The sequence below is a fragment of the Romboutsia sp. Marseille-P6047 genome (assembly GCF_900604535.1).
In the GTDB taxonomy this organism is placed as follows: Bacteria; Bacillota; Clostridia; order Peptostreptococcales; family Peptostreptococcaceae; genus Romboutsia_E.
Genome location: NZ_UWOT01000010.1, coordinates 32,065 through 52,853 on the forward strand (window position 1 = coordinate 32,065; position 20,789 = coordinate 52,853).

General features: G+C 28.1%; 15 protein-coding genes and 1 pseudogene. 2 read left to right on the plus strand and 14 right to left on the minus strand.

What is annotated here, in order from left to right; translation table 11 throughout:
* Positions 1–10 precede the first annotated feature (10 nt).
* The 12 genes and pseudogenes from EIH23_RS11000 to EIH23_RS11055 all read right to left on the minus strand — a co-directional run bounded on the left by EIH23_RS11000 (position 11) and on the right by EIH23_RS11055 (position 16,798).
* Complete coding sequence (locus EIH23_RS11000; RefSeq protein ID WP_122640347.1) at positions 11–247, minus strand: acyl carrier protein; 237 nt, start codon at positions 245–247, stop codon at positions 11–13.
* 94 nt (positions 248–341) lie between these two features.
* Positions 342–1,319: a beta-ketoacyl-ACP synthase III gene (locus EIH23_RS11005; protein ID WP_122640348.1), complete on the minus strand. Its 978-nt coding sequence runs from the start codon at positions 1,317–1,319 to the stop codon at positions 342–344.
* Between the two features lie 697 nt (positions 1,320–2,016).
* Entirely contained in the window at positions 2,017–6,159 is a 4,143-nt protein-coding gene (locus EIH23_RS11010; protein WP_122640349.1) for a bifunctional 2',3'-cyclic-nucleotide 2'-phosphodiesterase/3'-nucleotidase, read from the minus strand.
* 301 nt (positions 6,160–6,460) lie between these two features.
* Positions 6,461–8,107 carry a peptide ABC transporter substrate-binding protein gene (locus EIH23_RS11015; protein WP_122640350.1) on the minus strand — a complete coding sequence of 549 codons (1,647 nt, stop codon included), beginning with the start codon at positions 8,105–8,107 and terminating at the stop codon, positions 6,461–6,463.
* Positions 8,108–8,173: 66 nt separating this feature from the next.
* Positions 8,174–9,144, minus strand: a pseudogene (locus EIH23_RS17120) (ABC transporter ATP-binding protein).
* 1 nt (position 9,145) lies between these two features.
* Positions 9,146–10,159 (minus strand): ABC transporter ATP-binding protein, encoded by a 1,014-nt coding sequence (locus EIH23_RS11025; protein WP_122640351.1) that lies wholly within the window; start codon positions 10,157–10,159, stop codon positions 9,146–9,148.
* A gap of 13 nt (positions 10,160–10,172) precedes the next feature.
* Positions 10,173–11,183, minus strand: a complete 1,011-nt coding sequence (locus EIH23_RS11030; RefSeq protein ID WP_122640352.1) for an ABC transporter permease — start codon at positions 11,181–11,183, stop codon at positions 10,173–10,175.
* A gap of 14 nt (positions 11,184–11,197) precedes the next feature.
* Positions 11,198–12,124, minus strand: a complete 927-nt coding sequence (locus EIH23_RS11035; protein WP_122640353.1) for an ABC transporter permease — start codon at positions 12,122–12,124, stop codon at positions 11,198–11,200.
* A 348-nt stretch (positions 12,125–12,472) separates the two neighbouring features.
* Positions 12,473–13,744 (minus strand): lactate racemase domain-containing protein, encoded by a 1,272-nt coding sequence (locus tag EIH23_RS11040; RefSeq protein ID WP_206425657.1) that lies wholly within the window; start codon positions 13,742–13,744, stop codon positions 12,473–12,475.
* Positions 13,744–14,109, minus strand: a complete 366-nt coding sequence (locus tag EIH23_RS11045) for a DUF1667 domain-containing protein (RefSeq protein WP_122640354.1) — start codon at positions 14,107–14,109, stop codon at positions 13,744–13,746. Before EIH23_RS11045 ends, EIH23_RS11040 begins: the two co-directional genes overlap by 1 nt.
* Positions 14,106–15,341, minus strand: a complete 1,236-nt coding sequence (locus EIH23_RS11050; RefSeq protein ID WP_330566239.1) for an NAD(P)/FAD-dependent oxidoreductase — start codon at positions 15,339–15,341, stop codon at positions 14,106–14,108. Before EIH23_RS11050 ends, EIH23_RS11045 begins: the two co-directional genes overlap by 4 nt.
* Positions 15,341–16,798, minus strand: a complete 1,458-nt coding sequence (locus tag EIH23_RS11055) for an NAD(P)/FAD-dependent oxidoreductase (protein ID WP_122640355.1) — start codon at positions 16,796–16,798, stop codon at positions 15,341–15,343. Before EIH23_RS11055 ends, EIH23_RS11050 begins: the two co-directional genes overlap by 1 nt.
* A 119-nt stretch (positions 16,799–16,917) precedes the next feature.
* Between EIH23_RS11055 and EIH23_RS11060 the strand changes: the two genes are divergently transcribed.
* Positions 16,918–17,529 carry an NUDIX hydrolase gene (locus EIH23_RS11060; protein WP_122640356.1) on the plus strand — a complete coding sequence of 204 codons (612 nt, stop codon included), beginning with the start codon at positions 16,918–16,920 and terminating at the stop codon, positions 17,527–17,529.
* A 26-nt stretch (positions 17,530–17,555) separates the two neighbouring features.
* On the opposite strand, the gene EIH23_RS11065 is transcribed toward EIH23_RS11060, so the two are convergent.
* The gene (locus tag EIH23_RS11065) at positions 17,556–18,335 is read right to left on the minus strand and encodes a glycosyltransferase (RefSeq protein WP_122640357.1); all 780 of its coding nucleotides are present in this window, start codon (positions 18,333–18,335) and stop codon (positions 17,556–17,558) included.
* A gap of 151 nt (positions 18,336–18,486) precedes the next feature.
* Positions 18,487–19,917, minus strand: a complete 1,431-nt coding sequence (miaB, locus tag EIH23_RS11070; protein ID WP_122640358.1) for a tRNA (N6-isopentenyl adenosine(37)-C2)-methylthiotransferase MiaB — start codon at positions 19,915–19,917, stop codon at positions 18,487–18,489.
* Positions 19,918–20,110: 193 nt separating this feature from the next.
* Between miaB and EIH23_RS11075 the strand changes: the two genes are divergently transcribed.
* Positions 20,111–20,761: a DUF421 domain-containing protein gene (locus EIH23_RS11075; protein WP_122640359.1), complete on the plus strand. Its 651-nt coding sequence runs from the start codon at positions 20,111–20,113 to the stop codon at positions 20,759–20,761.
* Positions 20,762–20,789 lie beyond the last annotated feature (28 nt).

A 20,789-nucleotide genomic window follows, 5' to 3' on the forward strand; every position in this document is an offset into this window, starting at 1 on the left:
CTTTACTATCTTACGAATTTACTTTTTCTTTTTGCTTATCTTCTATGTAATTTACTACATCTTGAATACTTTTCATATTTTCTGGTGATTCAACTTCTATTCCAAACTGCTCTTCTATTTCTATTACTAATTGGAATGTATCTAATGAATCTATACCTAATGATTCAAATGTACTTTCTAAAGTTATTTCATCTCTTTCTATTGATAAGTTCTCTTCTATTATTGTTTGTAATTTTTCAAATATCATTTTATTATCCTCCATTGATTTAATTTAATTTTTACTTGATCTTAGTTATCTTAGTTAATTTTATAAATTTTAAATTTCCTTATTTTATTTTAAATTATATAGCCCAGTTTATTAGAGTTGCACCATATGTAAGCCCAGCTCCAAATCCAACTAATATAATTTTGTTACCTTTTTTTATTAGTTTTTTTTTCCACATTTCACTTAATGCAATTGGTATGGATGCTGCTGAAGTATTTCCATACTCTTCTATATTCATATAAAACTTATCTACTGAAACTTTTAATTTTTTAGCAGCATAATCAATAATTCTTACATTAGCTTGATGTGGTATTATATAATCAATATCATCTAAGTTTAAATTATTTTCATTTAAAACTTTATTAATTGAATTTACTATAGTAGATGTAGCAAATTTAAATACTTCATTTCCATTCATTTTTAATTTGGAACTTTTTATAACCTTATTTTCCACAAATGGACTATCTACATCATTACCTTCAATAGTTATACACTTATACTTTTCTCCTTCTGATTTACAAAAGGAACTGATTAAACCAACATTATCGCTTTTTGATAAAACCACGGCACCTGCTCCATCACCAAATAATACACATGTAGATCTATCTTCCCAGTCAACTGATTTTGAAAGATTTTCTGCACCTATAACAAGTGCATTATTATATCCATTTGATTTCATAAGAGATTTTGCAACATCTAATCCGTATATAAATCCAGAACATGCAGCACTTATATCAAAGGCTACTGAGTTATTAGCACCTATTATACTTTGTACTATACAAGCAGTAGATGGAGTATACATATCTGGAGTACAAGTTGCTACTACTATTAAATCAATGTCTATTGATCTTATATTTGCATTTTCTAAAGCCATTTTAGCTGCTTCAGATGCCATATATGATGTATCCTCACCTATAGATACGTGCCTTTGCTTTATACCAGTACGTGAGTATATCCATTCATCACTAGTTTCTATAATTTCACTAAGTTGGTCATTAGTGATTATTTTAGAAGGAGCATACTTTCCAACACCTCCTATTATTACCTCTTTCATAAAACTCTCCTTGTTATTTTGATTTGTATATATTTTGAAATTCAAGATATCTTATCAAAAAAAATAATCCAAAGTATTTTTAATAAATCGTTTTATTTCCTTTGATAATCAAACTATATTATATTCGAAATAAAAAGTCAACTACTTTTTCTATATAAATATTTTTAAATGGCATTTTTATAAAATATTTATAATCATTCTATATTCTTAATCCATTGCAAACACTATTTTATATAAAAATATATTAAACTATTTATGAAAAATTTAAAAATAATATTTGAGGGTACATATTTTTAATGTAACCTTACTTTTAAATAAAGACTATATATTAATTTTTTAGTAAAACTTATATATATCAATTATTATAAAATCAGCATATTTGCCTACTTCAATGATTCCAATTTCATTTTCTCTAAAAATCTGATAAGCCTGTCTATAAACCCTGGTAATATTACTTTTTCACCAGTATCTATTATCTTAATGTACTTATTTATATATTTTTATTTTTTTATTATTTATTCATAATATTATTAAACCTACTAGGTATATATATATTTTTTTTTATAAATAGATCTTTACTTATAACTTCATATAAATAGCATTACTATACTTATTTTCACGATAAAATTATAAAAATAGACATAGAGATTAGTATATACTATTCTCTATGTCTATTTAATTATATTTTAATTTTATTTTATTTTTTTCTTCTATTATTTGTAAGTATACCAGCTACAGCCGTAACCCCCATACCAATGTACCCTAATATGCTTATATCTCCTGTTTGAGGATTTGATGGTTTGTTTCCATTTTGGTTTCCGTTACTACTTCCACCATTCCCGTTATTATTATTGTTATCTCCATTTTGGTTTCCGCTATTACTTCCACCATTTCCGTTATTATTATTGTTATCTCCATTTTGGTTTCCGCTATTACTTCCACCATTTCCTGGCTTACCAGCTTCAACTTCATCTATTACAGCATTTACCATAGCTTTTACGTCTTCAATTGACATATCTTTTACTTCTAATATAGCTATAAGTTCTTTATTTTTTATTTTTGAATTATATACTTTAATTAGGGACTTTCCGTTTTCTTGTACAGATTCTACTGTATATCCGTTTTTAACAGCCTCTAATAATATATCTTTTAAGTACTCACTTTCAACTTCAACTTTTATAGCATTACCAATCATTGTACCCGCTAAAATTCTACCCTGCTTAGTATAATTAACAGTACCTAAAGTTTTTATAAAGTTAACTAATGATTCTTCTAATGAAGAGTATTCATTTAATGTAGGAACATCACCAAAGCATGGATAGTCATCTCCACCAGCTGCCATAAAATCATTTGTTGCTACTGTATAAGTTTTGTTCATATCTAAATCTTTACCATTTATAGTTAAAGATATTATTCTATCTCCTACCTTTTTACTTGGATCAACTACAAATTTTATACCTGCTACATGTGGGAATCCACCTAAAGATTCACCGTAACTTCTAACACCAAATTCAAGGATTTGTTTTATTTGAGCTCCTGTAAGCTGTTTTGTAACTATATAGTTTCCAAAAGGTAAAACACTTACTATATCACCTTTAGTAATATCTCCAGCTTTTATACTAGCACGGATTCCTCCTCCATTAGTTATAGCTATATCTGCTCCAGTTTCACTTATCATAGCATCTGTTATTAAGTTTCCTAAGTTTGTTTCACCAAATCTTACGCTATTTCTATCTCCATCTAAGTCTATAGTAGTTTTTCCGACTACTTCAGATAATACGTCTCCTTGTTTAGCATCTATTTCAGCTATTTTAGCCTTAACATTGGCATCAGGAGTTACTTTTAAAGCTTCTTCCTTAGTTATAAGACTTGCAGTAGCATCTAATACTTCATTATTTTCATCTAATTCTAACTCTACTTTGCCAAGATTTGATAAATACTCTCCTGTACTTACTAATAAAGTATCATTTACTTTATCTCCATTTTTAAATGTTGTATGGCTATGACCATCTACGTATACATCTATGCCATCAACTGCATTTATAACATCGTATGCTGTAGGATTGCTACTTTCATCAGTCCCAACATGTGATAGAGCTACTATTACATCTGCGCCTTGTTTTTCTAATTCAGCAACTTGTTCTTTTGCTGCATCAATCGGACTAGTAAATTCTATTCCTTTAACATTGTTAGGATTAGTTTTATAAGCTGTTTCTTGTGTAGCTATACCAAAGAATCCAACCTTTACAGTTTTTCCGTTGACTTCCATCTCCTTTATATTATTAGATTCAAACACAGATTGACCATCTTTCTTTACATTAGAAGCTAATAATCTAAGTTTATTTTCCCCATTTTTTAATGATACACTATTTTTAAATAACTCCATTAATCTTGAATATCCGTAGTTAAAATCATGGTTACCAGGAACAATATATTCATATCCAGCTGCATTTAATAAATCTACTGCATCTTGACCTTTACTTAATGTTACAAATGGTAAACCATGTATAGTATCTCCTGCATCAACTAGTATTGAATTTTCAGTATTATTTTTTATAGCTGCAACGGTATCTATACCTATTACACTACTGTCTGCCTTTAATCTACCATGAGTATCATTAGTATGGAGTATTGTTATTTTATTTGTATCTTCTTTTTCTTGTGTAGCTGATAAATCGTAGTAGTATTTATATAATTGCTCTCCTGCTACTTCTTTATTTGTAGATATTGCAGGATAATTTGCTAAGTAATTCACTCCATTTTCGTGAGAAGTAAAGTATACTTTTGTATCTGTATCTATAGTTTTAAACTTCCAGTTATTATCTACTGAAGGTTCTAATTTTCCAGCATCTTCTATATATTTCTTTAATACATCTCTACTTTCATCTGTTGTAGTGTATACTGGTACTTGTCTACCATTCCATGGGAAACTATCTCCCCCAGCTCTATAGTTATTAGTAGCTATTAAGAACTCTTGTTCTAAATCTATAGGTTTACCATTGTAAGTTAAATTATATATTCTTGAAGAATTTTCATTTATTACATTTCCTTTTTTATCATACTTAGGCTCTTGAGTTACATCTATTTCATATTCTACACCATCTATTACATCAAAGTTGAATGTAGGAAAATCTCTATTTATTAAATCTTGCTCCTTGGTAGAATTAGGGTCTATTGTGTTAAACATGTTAGCACAAAACTCTAACCATTCTTTCACATCTGCCCCAGTTAATTTTATAACTGCCATTGTATTATCGTATTTATATAAATTAGATAAATCTCTTATAGCAAGTCCTCCTGCTTTTATATCCACATAGTTTCCTGCGCTGCTTCCAGCTTTAAATGGCGCTGCTGCTGATAATATTGGAAGATCAGAATACTTAACTAGACTTGGGTCATTATCTTCTATTAATTTTTCAACATAAGCTTTTTGAGCATCAGATACTATTTGTATTGATGGATCATCTGCTACTAACGTGAAAAAACTATTTAAATCTTTTGTAACTTCTCCTGATTTTTCATTTACATATGCATCTGTTGCTTCATGATATTCTTTAACAACAGCTTCTGTTGCTTCATCATTTTCTTTTCCTTTTGTACTTATATTATTTATTTTAGTTTCTGAATCATTTATTGCATATGTAACATCATCGCCATCTTCTATTACATCTATTTTAAGATCTACTACACCAACTTCTTTAGCATTGTTTAATGGTTGAACATATTGAGTTATATCTCCATTAGATTTTTTTACATTATATTTAGCACTTCTATGTACATGTCCACCAACAACTACATCTACATCATCTATCATTGATATAGCATACCCTGCATTTTCTGCACCTTTCACATCTGTAGTTTCATCACCATATCCTGTATGAGCAAGTACTACAACTATATCTGCACCCTTATCTTTCATTTCCTTTGTGTAAGTTTTTACAGCTTCATCCATTTCATCTACTGTAACTTCACCATTTAATATAACTTTATCCCAATTTAATATTTGAGTTGGCACAACTCCTGTTACACCTATCTTTAATTCTCTTTCTACTCCATTAGAATCTACTACTTTTTCTGTTACTATTTTATATGGATCAAATACTAATTCTTTAGTCTTTGCATCTCTAAGGTTTGCACAAACCATTCCCATACTAGTGTTCGCCTTTGTTATTTGCTTTATGAAATCCATACCATAGTTAACCTCATGATTTCCTATAGTTGTCATATCATAACCTAAAGATTCTAAAGCTTCGTACACAGGATATTTTTGCCCTGGTTTTACTGGTTGCTTTATTGCATATAAGTTTGCTAATGGTGTTCCTTGTATTGTATCCCCGTTATCTACTAGGAGTACATTATCTACATTTGCATTTTTTGATTTATTAGCTTTTGCTTTTTCTTCCTTTATAACTGTTGCAGCTTTAACTAAACCCGAATTATTTGTTGTTGAACCTGTATAATAATCATAATTCATTAAGTTGGCATGTAAATCACTCGTGGCCATTACTTTAAAATCTATAGTTGTCTTACTTTCTTTTTCATTATTATCACTATTATCACTAACTTGATCATCTACTGAATCTTCAGTAGGTGTTGTACCTTCTTCTATTTCATTATTTACTTCTGAATCTTCTTTTAATTCTTCAGATTCTTCTTCAACTGCGTCTTGAGAATCACTTAAAGAATCCTCGTCACCATTTTCTGTATTTAATACAGTTTCTAGTTCTACCAATTCTGTAGCATTTAATTCTCCAAGAGCCAAAACTGGTTGTATATTTTGACCTAATAATGCTGCTGCCATAGCTATTGCTGCTATACGTTTCCCATTTCTTTTTATCATTTGTAATCTCCCTCATTATTAATAATTAATTTGCAAACTTTTTTGATTTTATAGAATTAAATAATTCGTATTTTAGTTAAATGCATTATAACACATTTCTACAAATATAGTATACTATTTTTCTACATTTTTTTACTTTTTTACTCTATTTTTTACTTTTTATGTTCTATTTTTTTTTAATCATATGTATATTTTATAATTTTTCATTAGTTAGAAATATAATTAATGTATACTAATAAATAAAAAAAGATGATTTGTGTATCACAAATCATCTTTTTTATTTGAATTTATTATTTTTTTATTATTCAGATATAGAAGTATACATGAAATATTTATATCCAAGTGGAGATGTATAGAATCCTTCTAACTTATCTGATACTAACATTAAGTCAGTATAATAATAAAGTGGTATTATTGGAGACTCTTCACCTAGTATCTTTTCTGCTTCGTGCATTTTTTCATATCTTTCATTATTATCTGTTGAAGCTTTTACCTCATTTATTAACTTATCATAATCTGCATTAGACCATTGAGCATCATTATTACCACCATCAGTTACCCACATATCTAAAAATGATATTGGGTCATTATAGTCAGCTAACCAACCATGACGTGCTACTTGATAATCGCCATCTTTTCTTGTTTGTATAAATACGTTCCAGTCTTGAGAAGATATAGTAACATTTATACCCAATTCCTCTTTCCACATACTTTGAACAGCTTCCATTATTGGTTCATGACCTGGGTTACACATTAACTCAATACTTGGAAGACCTTCTCCATTTTCATATCCTGCTTCTTTAAGAAGCTCTTTTGCTTTTTTAACATTTTCTTCATAGTCTTTTTCATCTGCACTGTACCAAGCTTCTGCATTATCATGGAACTCAGTTTCTCCATCTGCATCAGTTAAACCTGTTGGTACAAAAGTATCTGCAGGTATTTGTCCACCTTGAGCAACTTTTTCAACTAAATATTTTCTATCTATCGCAAGAGAAAGAGCTTGTCTAACCTTATCATTATCTAAACCTTCTTTTTCAACATTTACACATAAGAAATACGTTCCTAATTGGCTTTTTATTTCAAGTCCATTGTCTTTCATAGATTCAATTTCATCACTTGGTAAATCATCACCAAATAATATTTCACCATTTTTAAATGCTGATAGTATAGTATTTTGATCTTCCATAAGTTCAAAATTTATTTTATCTGGTCCTAAATTTTCTAAATCATAATAATTCTCATTCTTTGCATAAACCATTTTAGCTTGGTGATCCCATGATTCTAATACGTAAGGTCCATTACCTATATAAGTTTCTGGATCAGTAGACCATGTATCAGGATTAGCTTCTATTATATCTTGTCTAACAGGATATGTTGCTGGAAATGCACATATTTCTAAGAAATATGCAGTAGGTGTTGCAAGTGTTATTTCTACTGTTTTTTCATCAACTGCTTTTATCCCCAATTCACTTACTTGTTTTTCTCCAGCCATTATTTCATTTGCATTTTCTACCATATCTATCATATAGTTATAATCTGATGCCGTGTCTGGATCTACTAATCTTTGCCATGAATATACAAAATCGCTAGCTTTTACAGCTTCTCCATCTGACCACTTTGCATCATCACGAAGTGTAAATGTATATACTTTTCCATCTTCACTTACTTCATATTTTGCCGCTTGACCTTCAACTATTTTATTTTCAGAGTTTAACTTCATTAATCCTTCAAAAGCATGATTTATTAAAGTCGAACCATCTGATGCTGTATTTTTTTGAGGATCTATTGTTTCAGGCTCTGGACCAACATTTACGTTAAGTTCGAATCCATCTGAAGAACCTCCTGCTGAGTCTGTACCTGAACTACTACATCCAGATAATACTGTTGATAGTGCTAAAGTCGACACTAATAGTGCTGCTACTTTTTTCTTTAGCTTTGATATTTTCATACTATATTCCTCCCCCTATTTATTATCTATATAATACCTTTGGTAATATATACTACTTTATATATTTTATAAGTTATGGCATGCTACAAAATGACCTTCACCATATTCTTTTAATGTAGGTGCTGCACTTTCACATTTACTTGTAGCATGTGGACATCTAGTTCTAAAAGTACATCCACTTGGTGGATTTAGCGGACTAGGGATATCTCCTTCTAATACTATACGTTTTCTAGATCTACTACTTTTAGGATCAGCTATAGGAATAGCTGAAAGCAATGTTTGTGTATAAGGATGCATTGGTTTTTTATACAATTCTTCACTTGTTGTTAATTCAACTAAATGTCCTAAATACATAACTCCTATCCTATTACTAATATGCTTAACTACAGATAGATCATGAGCTATAAATAAATATGTAAATCCCCTTTGAGCTTGTAAATCTTCTAGCATATTTACAACTTGTGCTTGAATAGAAACATCTAATGCAGAAATAGGTTCATCACATACAATAAATTCTGGATCTACTGCTAAAGCCCTTGCTATACCGATTCTTTGTCTTTGTCCCCCTGAAAATTCATGTGCAAAACGATTAGCATGTTCTTTGTTTAAACCAACAGTTTCAAGTAAGTTATATATTTTTTCTTGTCTTTCCCCTTTATTTTTATATAATTTATGTATATCTAATGGTTCCCCAATTATATCCCCTACTGTCATCCTTGGATCTAAAGAAGCATATGGATCTTGGAAAATTATTTGCATCTTTCTTCTATATGAATGCATATCTACTTTTGTTATATCTTTGCCATCATATATAATCTTACCTTCACTAGGCTCATGTAGTCTTAAAATCGTTCTTCCTAAAGTAGTTTTTCCACAACCACTTTCTCCAACTAAACCTAATGTTTCACTTTTTTTATATGTAAACTTACATCATCAACTGCTTTTACATAATTTGTTTTTAAGAATCCCTCTTTAACAGGGAAGTATTTTTTTAATCCAACTATCTCAATTAAATTGTCATTTTTATTATCACTCATATTATAAAGCTACTCCTTCCCTTTCGAATTCTTCTTTTACTAATAACCAACAGCTAGCGTGATGATTTTCATCTATTGAGTATGCCGGTGGTACTTTATCCATACATATGCTCATACAAGAATCACATCTTGGAGCAAATGCACATCCTTTAGGTGGATTTATTAAATCTACTGGATTTCCTTCAATAGGAATTAATCTTTCGTGCTCATCTATATTTATCTTTGGTATTGATTTTAAAAGACCTAAAGTATACGGATGCTTAGGATTGTAAAATATATCGTCTATACTTCCTCTTTCGATAATGTTTCCAGCATACATAACAGCAACCTTATCACATATTTCAGATATAACACCTAAATCATGTGTTATAAATATAATGGACATATTAATTTTTTCTTTTAATTCTTTTAATAACTCTATTATTTGAGCTTGTATTGTAACATCAAGTGCTGTTGTTGGCTCATCTGCTATTAATAGTTTTGGATTACATGCAAGAGCCATAGCAATCATAACACGCTGTCTCATTCCACCAGAAAATTCATGAGGATATTGTTTCAATCTTTTTTCAGGTTGATTAATACCAACTAATTCAAATAACTCAATTATTCTTTTTTCTCTTTGTTTTTTATCTAAATTAGTATGCTTTTTTAAACTTTCATCAATTTGACTTCCAACAGTAAAAACTGGATTTAAAGATGTCATAGGATCTTGGAATATCATCCCAACTTCTTTGCCTCTTAATTTAAGTAACTCTGCTTCAGATAAACTTGTTATTTCTTTATCTTCAAAGTTTATACTTCCACCTAATACTTTACCTGGTTCTGGGATAATTCCCATTAAAGCATATGATGATACAGATTTACCACTACCAGATTCTCCAACTATCCCCATAGCTTCTCCATATTTTAAGTCATAAGATACCTTACGAACTGCCTTAACTTCTCCTGCGTGAGTAAAGAAAGACACTTCTAAGTTATCAACATTTAATAATAAATCATTTTTAGTTATTTCCATGAAATTGTCCTCCTTATTTCTTTAATCTTGGATCAAGAGCATCTCTTAAACCATCACCAAATAAGTTAAAAGCAAGTATAATTATACTTATTGCTACTGCTGGAAACATTAATCTATAAGGATATGATGATATTCCAGATAATGCATCTGATGCCAATGAACCTAAACTTGCTAGCGGCTTACTTACACCTATACCTAAGAAACTTAAGAATGCTTCTGTAAATATTGCTGAAGGTATTTGTAACATAGTTGTTACTACTAACTGACCAACACAGTTTGGAAGTAAATGTTTAAATATTAATCTTTTATTATTAGCTCCTAATGCACGTGCTGCACTTATATACTCCATCTCTTTTAATTGTAGAACTTGACCACGAACTATTCTTGCCATACCAACCCAATATAAAAGACCATAAACTATAAACATAGCTATAATACCAGGTCCTAAAGTTTGAAGAGCTCCAAATGCATTTCCTGAGTCAAATGCTTTAGTTAAAGGTTCATGAAGTACTATTCTAAGAAGTATAATAACTAACATATCTGGTAATGAATAAATAATTTCAACAATTCTCATCATTACTGAATCTATCTTACCACCTGCAAGTCCAGATATGGCTCCATATATAGAACCTATAACCAATACTATAAAAGCTGATCCTATCCCTATTAATAAAGATATTCTTGCTCCTACCATAGTTCTTACTAATAAATCTCTACCTAGTTTATCTGTGCCAAATGGATGAGCTAAACAAGGTGTTAAATTTTCAGCACCTCTTATTTGTTGGTCATATGTATAAGGACTTAAATACGGTCCTATAAATGCAAAACCTATAATTAGAATAATTACTATTAGAGATACCATAGCAATTTTATTTTCCTTTAACCTTCTCCATGCATCCTTCCAATAACTTGTATTTTCACCCATAGTTACTAAACTTTGTTGTGCTTCCTTAGTAACTGGTTTAAAATCTTCTGCACATAAATCAACTTCACAACTAAATTTTGAACTATTTTCTAATATCATAAAAGCTCCACCTCCTATTCATCTAACTTAATTCTTGGATCTACTAGTTTATATAAAATATCACAAAGTAAATTCATTAATATTATAAATGATGCTAAGAAAACCGTAGTTCCCATTATAAGGTTATAGTCTCTTGCGTCTATAGCTTTTATGAAGTATCTACCAAGTCCTGGTATGTTAAATACCTTCTCTACAACAAATCCACCAGTTAGTGTAAATGCAACTAATGGACCCAAATATGTTATAACAGGTATAAGTGAATTTTTTAAAGCATGTTTGAATGTAACTACAAACTCGGACAAACCTTTCGCTCTAGCTGTTCTTATATAATCTTGACCAAGAGAGTCAAGCATACTAGATCTCATAAGTCTTGTTATATAACACATCGGATAAAATCCTAAAGTAAATACTGGTAATATGTAACTAGATGGTTTACTCAAACCATATGTAGGTAGCAAATTTAATTCAATTGCAAATATTAGCATAGACGCTGTTGCTATTACAAAGGATGGTACTGCAATCCCTAATGTTGATACAACACGGATTACACTATCTTCCCATTTTCCTCTTTTTAAAGCAGATAAACATCCTAATGGTATTCCTAGTATTAGTGCAAATCCAATTGCCATTGCACCTATTTTAGCTGATATAGGGAAAGATTCTTTGATAATTTTTACGACTGGAACATTTTTTTGAAGTTTATAACTTACGCCTAAATCTCCTTTTAGTAATTGTTGTAAATATATTTTATACTGTACTAATACAGGCTTATCAAGTCCATATTTTTCATTTAAGGCTTGTTGCGCAATTTCATTTGTTTTTTCTGAAGCAAATGGACTTCCTGGTACTAATTTCATTAAAAAGAATGTAATTGTAGCCGCTATAAATATAGTAAATATAGCCATTAAAATACGTTTTAGAATATATTTAGCTGTATCCATATATTAATATCCCCCTTTTATTTAATTTTTTACTCTAATATTTCCCCCTATTATTAATACTATAGATAATATCATTATAATTTTCTGACTTTTTTGAATTGTGATATTTTTTTGAAGTTATTTACATTTTAGTTTACATTTATTTAAAAGTCAACAATTGATTTTTTTTTATTTTATTTAAGTTTTAACGAATATTAACTACTTTTATATTAATTTAATTAAGTTATATACATAAAATATATAATATCCAAATAATAAACTTAGTTTTACTTTACTTATAAAAGTAAAATATTTTTTCATAATTTTTTATAAAATGCAATTTTTATAGAAAAAATAGTTATTATATCTTTATAACATACAATTTCCATCTTTATCAAATTCAATATTTATTAAATTACTTGTTATTTTAACCTTATTTTTATTTGAAATAGATTTAAATGCAGCTTCACTCATAAATACTTCATTTAGATTCTTCGTATTTTCTATAATTACCATTTTTATTTCGCTTATATCTAATTTTCCACAAAGTTTAATACAAGCTTGAAATACTTCTTTATCTGAATTTAAAACCATAGGAACTTTTACACTATTTGGTTCTGTAGAAGTTATAGCGTTTAGATATGTATATTGAAAGCCTATTTTGTTATATAGTTTTTTAGATATAAAATCAGCAAGTCCCATGCCATTAGCGTTCCCATCTGATTTTTCACTTATATCTAATAAACCTAATTTTATAATTTGGGGTCCTCCACTAGCTGCATTTGTATGAAATCTACCAACAATATTAGTATCCATACCTGTACCACTTATGTCTTTACCAATCTCTTTTACTATTAATACATCAATTTCATCTAGATAAATTTTAGCCATAATATGTTTAGATTTTTCTAATATCTTAGGTTCTTTTTCTAATATTTCATACTTATTTAATACAAATATATCAGATACTTGGTTGTATCCATTTTCTATTGTTGCCACTGCTCCTATTATATTTAATTTATCAATACATACTTTTCCAACAGATATTATATTTTCTGCCATATTTTCATATCTAAGTCTATGAGTCATATCTGCGCCCTTTCTTTTAGCTAGGCCTATAGCTAACATTTTAATAAGTCCACTTTCATATTTTCCCCTAAAAGAAGTATGCATTTTAATTCTATTTAGTAAAATAATTCCATCTGAATAATAAGCATTTTTATCTATATATACAGGAAGATTTTTTTCTGTCTTTCCAATTTCAATTACATCCATAGAGGATAGTATTTTAGCTCCAATATATTCTTCTGTTATTCCAAGGTCATTTAACACTTTAACTTGACCCATACCAGTTGCACCTCCATGGCTACCCATGGAAGGTACTAAAAAAGGTTCACCACCACACTCTTTCACAAAGTCTACGGTTACTTTCATAATTTCTTTATATTTACTTATTCCTCTACTTCCAGCTGTAATTGCTATCTTACGCCCTTTTTTTATATTACTTTTTATATTTTTTTCTAAAAATTGCTTATATAATTCTTTTTCTATATGATCTACCTTTTTATCATTAAACTCCTGCTTTATTTTCATAACTTTAGGTATTTCTATATCTTTCAATATATCACTTATAGTAGTCATCAAATCTTCCTTTCTATATTTTTAGTAATAATAATATTACTACCTGTATCTAACACATTATATATAACTATATCACCTATATTAACAGGAGCTCTTAAGGTTATATTTTTTATTAATTCCATGACATCAAATATCATTTCTTTTGGAATAGGTTTGCTTAATCTAACGCTAACTAATGGTAGGTTTCCATCTTCAATTTTTATTGAACTTGATATATTTCTTTTTGGTGTAAATACTTCTTGATATACATATTCTTTACCTTTTTTACACTTACTTCCTTTTATGTTTTCTATTTTGTTATTACATATATCTACCTCTATATCACATCCATTTGGGCATATTATGCAAGTATATATTTTTTTCACTTTAAAATCACCTTCAAATCACCCTTATATTTTAAATCTTCTTTATTCACACTTAGTTGTATCATTTTAGCAGGAAGAGCTTTTTTTATTTGTTTAGATTTTATAATATTTTCATTTTGTAAAATTTCTATAGTACAATTATCATATGTTTTTTTAACTCTCATAGATAAAATAAAGCTCTCTTTTCCGCTTATTTTTTGAGGTATTGTATAAACAATATTTTCATTAGTATTAATATTTATATTACATTTTTCTAGTTTATTATCCTCTAAATATTTAGTTAAATTATATGCTAATCTTTCTCCTTCTAAAGATACAAAGTCTACTAAATCATGTACATGTAGTACATTACCGCATGCAAATATTCCCTCTATATTAGTTTGGTAACTTTCATCAATTATAGCACCTTTGGTTCTATTGTCTAAATTTACACCTGCTTTTAAAGATAATTCATTTTCTGGTATAAGACCGACAGATAAAACTAATGTATCGCACTCATAATATTCATCTGTATTAGGAATAATTCTCATATTTTCATCTACTTTACTTACAGTTACACCCTTTAATCTAGATTTACCATGAATATTGGTTATTGTATAATTTAAATATAGAGGTATATTGAAATCATTTAAACATTGCTCAATATTTCTAGATAATCCATTTGCATATGATTGAATTTCAAATACACCTTCAACTTTTGCACCTTCTAAGGTAAATCTTCGAGCCATTATTAGTCCAATATCTCCAGAACCTAGTATTATAATTTTTCTACCAACCATTGTATTTTGTAAATTTATATATCTTTGAGCCACACCAGCATTATATATTCCTGAAGGTCTACTACCAGGTATGCTTATTGCACCTCTAGACCTTTCTCTACATCCCATAGCTAAAACAATAGCTTTTCCTTTATAAATTTTTAAACCTTCTTTTGAGGCTACTATTACTCTTTTGTCCGACGTTACATCTATTACAGTTGAATTCGTTATATATTCTATATCTTTATTTATAATTTCATCTATAAATCTTTGAGCATACTCTGGTCCGCTTAAAGTTTCTTTAAATCTTTCTAAACCAAATCCATCATGAATACATTGTTTTAATATTCCGCCTAAATTTTCTTCTCTTTCTATAATTATAGAATTGTGTATTCCATATTCTTTTAACTTACATGCTACAGCTAATCCAGCAGGTCCTCCACCAATTATTATCACATCTTTATTTATAATCACTATTTTTTCACCTTCCCTATAAACATCTGTGATCCTTTTTTTGAATATAAAATATCTTCTTCTTTTTTATTTTTTATTTCTTTTATTAATTCAACTATTCTACCTTCACAGTATCCTCCTTGACAACGCCCCATCATAGCACGAGTTCTATATTTTATACCTGTAACTATATCTACTCCTAGTATATTATTAATAGCTTCTACTATCTCAGCTTTTGTTATATTCTCACATCTACATATAACTTCTCCATAGTCAGGATTTTCTTTTATTAGTTTTTCTTTTAATTCTATCGATTTATCTGAAAATGATATGATACCTTTTCTCTTTGGATTAAAATTAAGATTTGCTTCTAAGTGTATATCTTCTTTTAATAATTCAGCTACATATTTTGCTATTGGAATTGCACTTGTTAGACCTGGTGACTCTATACCTACTAAATTTATAGTATTTGGATATTTCTTATCTTTTTTTATAATAAAATCTTTATACCCACCTATATCCTTACCTACTAATTTAGGTCTAATTCCTGCAAAGTTTCTTATAAAATATTCTTTTTTTATATGTGGAAATATTCGCATTCCATCTTCTATTAACATATCCATTACATTTTTAGTAACACTATAATCATCTTTGCTTTTTATATATTCAGAACTAGGACCTATGAACACATTTCCATCTATTGAAGGTGTTAAATGGATTCCAAGTCCTCCTTCTTTTTCATTTGGAATAGGGTATGCTGGCAGTCTAAGTAAGCTTCCAATTTTTTTATCTAATATAAAGTATTCACCCCTACATGGCTTAATTGTATATTCATTTATTCCTAGCATTTTACAAACTTTATCAGAATTTAATCCAGCTGCATTTATTATCCACTTTGTTTTATATCTATTTTTATTCGTTCTTATTTCATATATTTCATTTTTCCTCTTAATATCTACTACCTCATTATCAAAATAAAAACTTGCACCGTTTGAACATGCATTTTCAGCTAATGCTACCGTATATGTAAATGGATTTAAAATACCTGTAGATGGTGAATACATTGCAAAGTTTCCATTTATATTAGGCTCTATTTCTTTAATTTGTTTTTTATTAATAATTTCTAATCCAACTACTCCATTTTGTTCTCCTTGTAATTTAAGATTTAAAAGTTTTTCTCTATCTTCTAAGGTAAAACCTACAACTAGTTTTCCAGTTCTTTTAAATGGTATATCCAATTCTTTAGATACTTTCTCGAAGCTTTTATTACCTTCTACACAAAACTTTGCCATCAATGTACCTGGTTTATTATTAAATCCTGCATGCAATACTCCAGAATTTCTTCCACTAGTCTCACAGCATACATCTAACTCTTTTTCTAAAACGCCTATTCTAAGTTTATATCTAGATAACTCTCTTGCTATAGCACTTCCAATAACTCCAGCACCTATAACAATTACATCATATAAATTCTCCATAATACTCCTCCCTACTTTAAATAATAATAATATGTATTATTTTTCAATTTAGTCTAAGTATAATATATAATAGATATATATTTTAATTACTTTTTAGAATTTTAGATAAGGAGATTATTATGATAGAAAATATAAAAAATAAATTAGAAAATTATAAGCCTTATATAAATGGATTTAAATATATGAAAAGAGCATCTGTTTTACTTCCTATAGTAAAAAAAGATAACTCTTATTATATATTATTTGAAGTTAGATCTAAAAATTTAAAAACTCAACCAAATGAAGTATCTTTTCCTGGAGGAAAAATTGAATCTTACGAAAATCCTATGGATGCAGCTATTAGGGAAACTTGTGAGGAACTGGGTACTAATCCTAATAATATTCAAATTATTTCTCAACTTGATTTATTAGTAACACACATGAATATAATTATTCACCCTTATATAGGAATATTAAATGATATCGATAATCTTAATATAAATAGAGATGAAGTAGACCATACATTCTTAGTTCCAATAATTTATTTACTTAATAATGATCCAACTTATTATAAAAATAAAATTAAAGTTACACCAGATGATAATTTTCCATACGATATAATTCCAAATAAAGAAAATTATAAATTTCAAGAAAGTAATTATACTGTTATATTTTATAAATATGAAAATTATGTAATATGGGGGATGACTGCTAGAATATTGGAGAATTTTTTAAAAATAATTAAAGAATAAATAAGAGCCTCAAATTTATGAGGCTTTTATAATATATTTCTATATGGATTTATTTCTTTTTCTTTTGCATAAGCTATTTCTTTACCAAATATAGCTCTTAGCTTTATCTCTTCTTCATTATTTCCAGGTGAACTGGATATTCCTCCATATCTATGACATACAAGTACCTTATCTATAAAATGTATATTACAACCTTGTCTACTAAGCGATAGATATCTAGGATAATCTTCTAACAATGTATAATCTTCATCATAATATCCATATTTATTTATAAGCTCTCTTTGATAAGAAAATCCAGGTCCAACTAAAAAATTCCTATTACATAATAATTTAAATAAATTCAGTGGAGGATTATTATTAACATAATCCATAGTACACCTATCCGGATAATATTCTCCTGATTTTGTCATATCTATATTGCACCATTCTAAAAAACCAGTTATAGCTAACGCATTTGTTTTATTAAAACAATTAACAACTGAAGTGATTACCGTATTATCATGTAATTTATCATCGCATGCTAGATTCATCATATATTTACCACTAGATATACTTATTGCTTTATTTAAATTTTTTATTATGCCTAAGTTTTTCTCATTTCTATTTATGGTTACTTTGCTTATATTAATTCTTTTATTATCGTTTATATATTTGTTTATTAAATTTATATTAAAATCTTTTGAGCTATCATCAGTTATTAGTAGTTCTATATTTGAATAATCCTGCTCTAAAACAGAATCTACACACTCTTTTAAGTATTGTAAGTTATTGTATGCATATATTATTACTGTAAATAACTCATTCATATTTAATCTCCTTCAAATTTTAATTACAAAGTAGTATACTATATTTTATTAAAAAATACTTTTTTTGTTCTTTATCTATATAAATTTTTCAAATAAAAATAAGCTATAATAAAATTAATATCATAGCTTATCTTTTCATTTAAATATTAAATTATATTTCTCTTCCTATTAAAGAGAATCCTGTTACATCTACGATTTCAACGTTTATTAACTTTCCTACTAAATCTTCACTAGTAGCATCAAAGTTAACAAGTTTATTTTGTCTAGTTCTTCCCATAAATCTATTATCATCAGTTTTACTTTTACCTTCAACTAAAACTTCAACTACTTTACCTTTATAGCTTTGATTTATCTCTGCCACTATTTCATTGACCTTATTTAATACTCTATTAAATCTTTCATGTTTAATGTCTTCAGGTATTTGATTTTCCATTTCTGCAGCTGGAGTACCTTTTCTTTTAGAATATATAAATGTAAATGCAGAATCGTATCTTACTTTTTCTACTACATCTATTGTATCTAATAAGTCTTCTTCTGTCTCACCTGGGAATCCTATCATTAAATCAGTAGAAAATGCTATACCTGGAACTTCTTTTTTAGCTTTTTCTATTATATCTAAGTATTGCTCTTTAGTATAATGTCTGTTCATCTTTTTAAGTAATGAACTACTTCCACATTGTACTGGTAAATGTAAGAATTCACATACTTTATTACAATCTCTCATTGCATATATAACTTCATCAGATATATCTTTAGGGTGAGAAGTCATAAATCTTATTCTTTCTAATCCTTCTATTTCATTTACTATTCTTAGTAACTCTGCAAATGTCATAGGGTTTTCTAATGTTTTACCATAAGAGTCAACATTTTGTCCTAATAATGTAATTTCTTTTGTACCATTTTCAACTAATTCTTTTATCTCATTTATTATATCTTCTGGTGTTCTACTTCTTTCTCTTCCTCTAGTGTAAGGAACTATGCAGTAAGTACAGAAATTATTACATCCATACATTATATTAACAAATGCTTTTAACTCAAATTTTCTATTACTTTTAAGACCCTCTACAACTTCTCCATCAACATCCCATACATCAACTAATATTTTTTCAGATTCCATTGACTTAGTTAATAATTCTGGGAATTTATATAAGTTGTGCGTTCCAAACACTAGATCTACATGTTTATATTTAGATTTTATTTCTTTAACAACATGAGGCTGTTGCATCATACATCCACATACAGCTATTTTTAAATCAGGATTCTTTCTTTTAGCTAACTTTAAGTGACCTAAATTCCCGAATACTTTTAGTTCAGCATTTTCTCTTACTGCACATGTATTATATATTATTAAGTCACATTCATCTACCATCATACCTTGCTCATAACCCATACTATCTAACATAGCACATAATTTTTCTGAATCATGTTCATTCATTTGACATCCAAAGGTTTGAATTATATATTTAGGCTTTACTTGATGTATAGCGTAATATCTTGAATTTTGCTCTGCTATTGCTTCTATAAATCTATCTTGTTCCTCTATTTTTTCTATAGGAACTTGTACTTGTTTTCTCTTTGACAAAGTTGATTCCTCCTAACGGTATTGCTATTTATTATAGATAAAAATAATTATATCAAATTAAAATAAATTTTTAAAGATATTAGTTAAATATATCTTTTATATAAAAAAATAAACTTCTATTTTAAAGAATTATATTTTTTATTTTAGGAATAATAAATAAGATAATACGGTTATTTATAAAAGGAGATATATAATGTTAGTAGTTTTAGTAAGAAGTATTTTACTTTATATTGCTGTTTTAATTTCCTTAAGGGTTATGGGGAAGGGTGAAATAGCAGAAATGAATTCTTATGATCTTGTTATAACTCTACTTATAGCTGATGTAGTTTCAATGCCTATGGAGAATAATAGTATACCTTTAATTAATGGTATAGCTAGTTTGACAGGACTAGTGTTGATGCAAACAATTATCTCTTATCTTTCCTTAAAAAGTAGGAGATTTAATTCTTTTCTAAGTGGGAAACCATCAATTTTAATAAATAAAGGAAAAATAGATGTAAAAGAGTTAAAAAGGGAAAGAATAAGTATTGATGAACTTTTAGAACAACTAAGAATTCAAGGATATTTTAATTTAAAAGATGTTCAATATGCTATTTTAGAAACTGATGGTAATTTAAGTGTTGTGCCTACACCTACATATAACTCAACACCTTCAATTTCATTTAATCACTTGCCTCTTCCATTAATTATAGATGGGAAAATTATAAACAATAGTTTGAAGTCTATTAATAAAAATGAAAAATGGCTAAAAGGATTAGTTAAATCTAATCATATTGACAATATTTCAAATGTTCTTATATGTATTTTAGATGAGTATGATAAAATTTTCATTCAGACAAAATAAAAAATCAATCTTAATGGAGTTTATATAA

Excerpts from the sequence above, each read along its gene's own strand:
- EIH23_RS11000 (WP_122640347.1), bottom strand. The coding sequence starts at position 247 with ATGATATTTGAAAAATTACAAACAATAATAGAAGAGAACTTATCAATA.
- EIH23_RS11005 (WP_122640348.1), bottom strand. The coding sequence starts at position 1,319 with ATGAAAGAGGTAATAATAGGAGGTGTTGGAAAGTATGCTCCTTCTAAA.
- EIH23_RS11010 (WP_122640349.1), bottom strand. The coding sequence starts at position 6,159 with ATGATAAAAAGAAATGGGAAACGTATAGCAGCAATAGCTATGGCAGCA.
- EIH23_RS11015 (WP_122640350.1), bottom strand. The coding sequence starts at position 8,107 with ATGAAAATATCAAAGCTAAAGAAAAAAGTAGCAGCACTATTAGTGTCG.
- EIH23_RS11025 (WP_122640351.1), bottom strand. The coding sequence starts at position 10,159 with ATGGAAATAACTAAAAATGATTTATTATTAAATGTTGATAACTTAGAA.
- EIH23_RS11030 (WP_122640352.1), bottom strand. The coding sequence starts at position 11,183 with ATGATATTAGAAAATAGTTCAAAATTTAGTTGTGAAGTTGATTTATGT.
- EIH23_RS11035 (WP_122640353.1), bottom strand. The coding sequence starts at position 12,124 with ATGGATACAGCTAAATATATTCTAAAACGTATTTTAATGGCTATATTT.
- EIH23_RS11040 (WP_206425657.1), bottom strand. The coding sequence starts at position 13,744 with ATGACTACTATAAGTGATATATTGAAAGATATAGAAATACCTAAAGTT.
- EIH23_RS11055 (WP_122640355.1), bottom strand. The coding sequence starts at position 16,798 with ATGGAGAATTTATATGATGTAATTGTTATAGGTGCTGGAGTTATTGGA.
- EIH23_RS11060 (WP_122640356.1), top strand. The coding sequence starts at position 16,918 with ATGATAGAAAATATAAAAAATAAATTAGAAAATTATAAGCCTTATATA.
- EIH23_RS11065 (WP_122640357.1), bottom strand. The coding sequence starts at position 18,335 with ATGAATGAGTTATTTACAGTAATAATATATGCATACAATAACTTACAA.
- EIH23_RS11075 (WP_122640359.1), top strand. The coding sequence starts at position 20,111 with ATGTTAGTAGTTTTAGTAAGAAGTATTTTACTTTATATTGCTGTTTTA.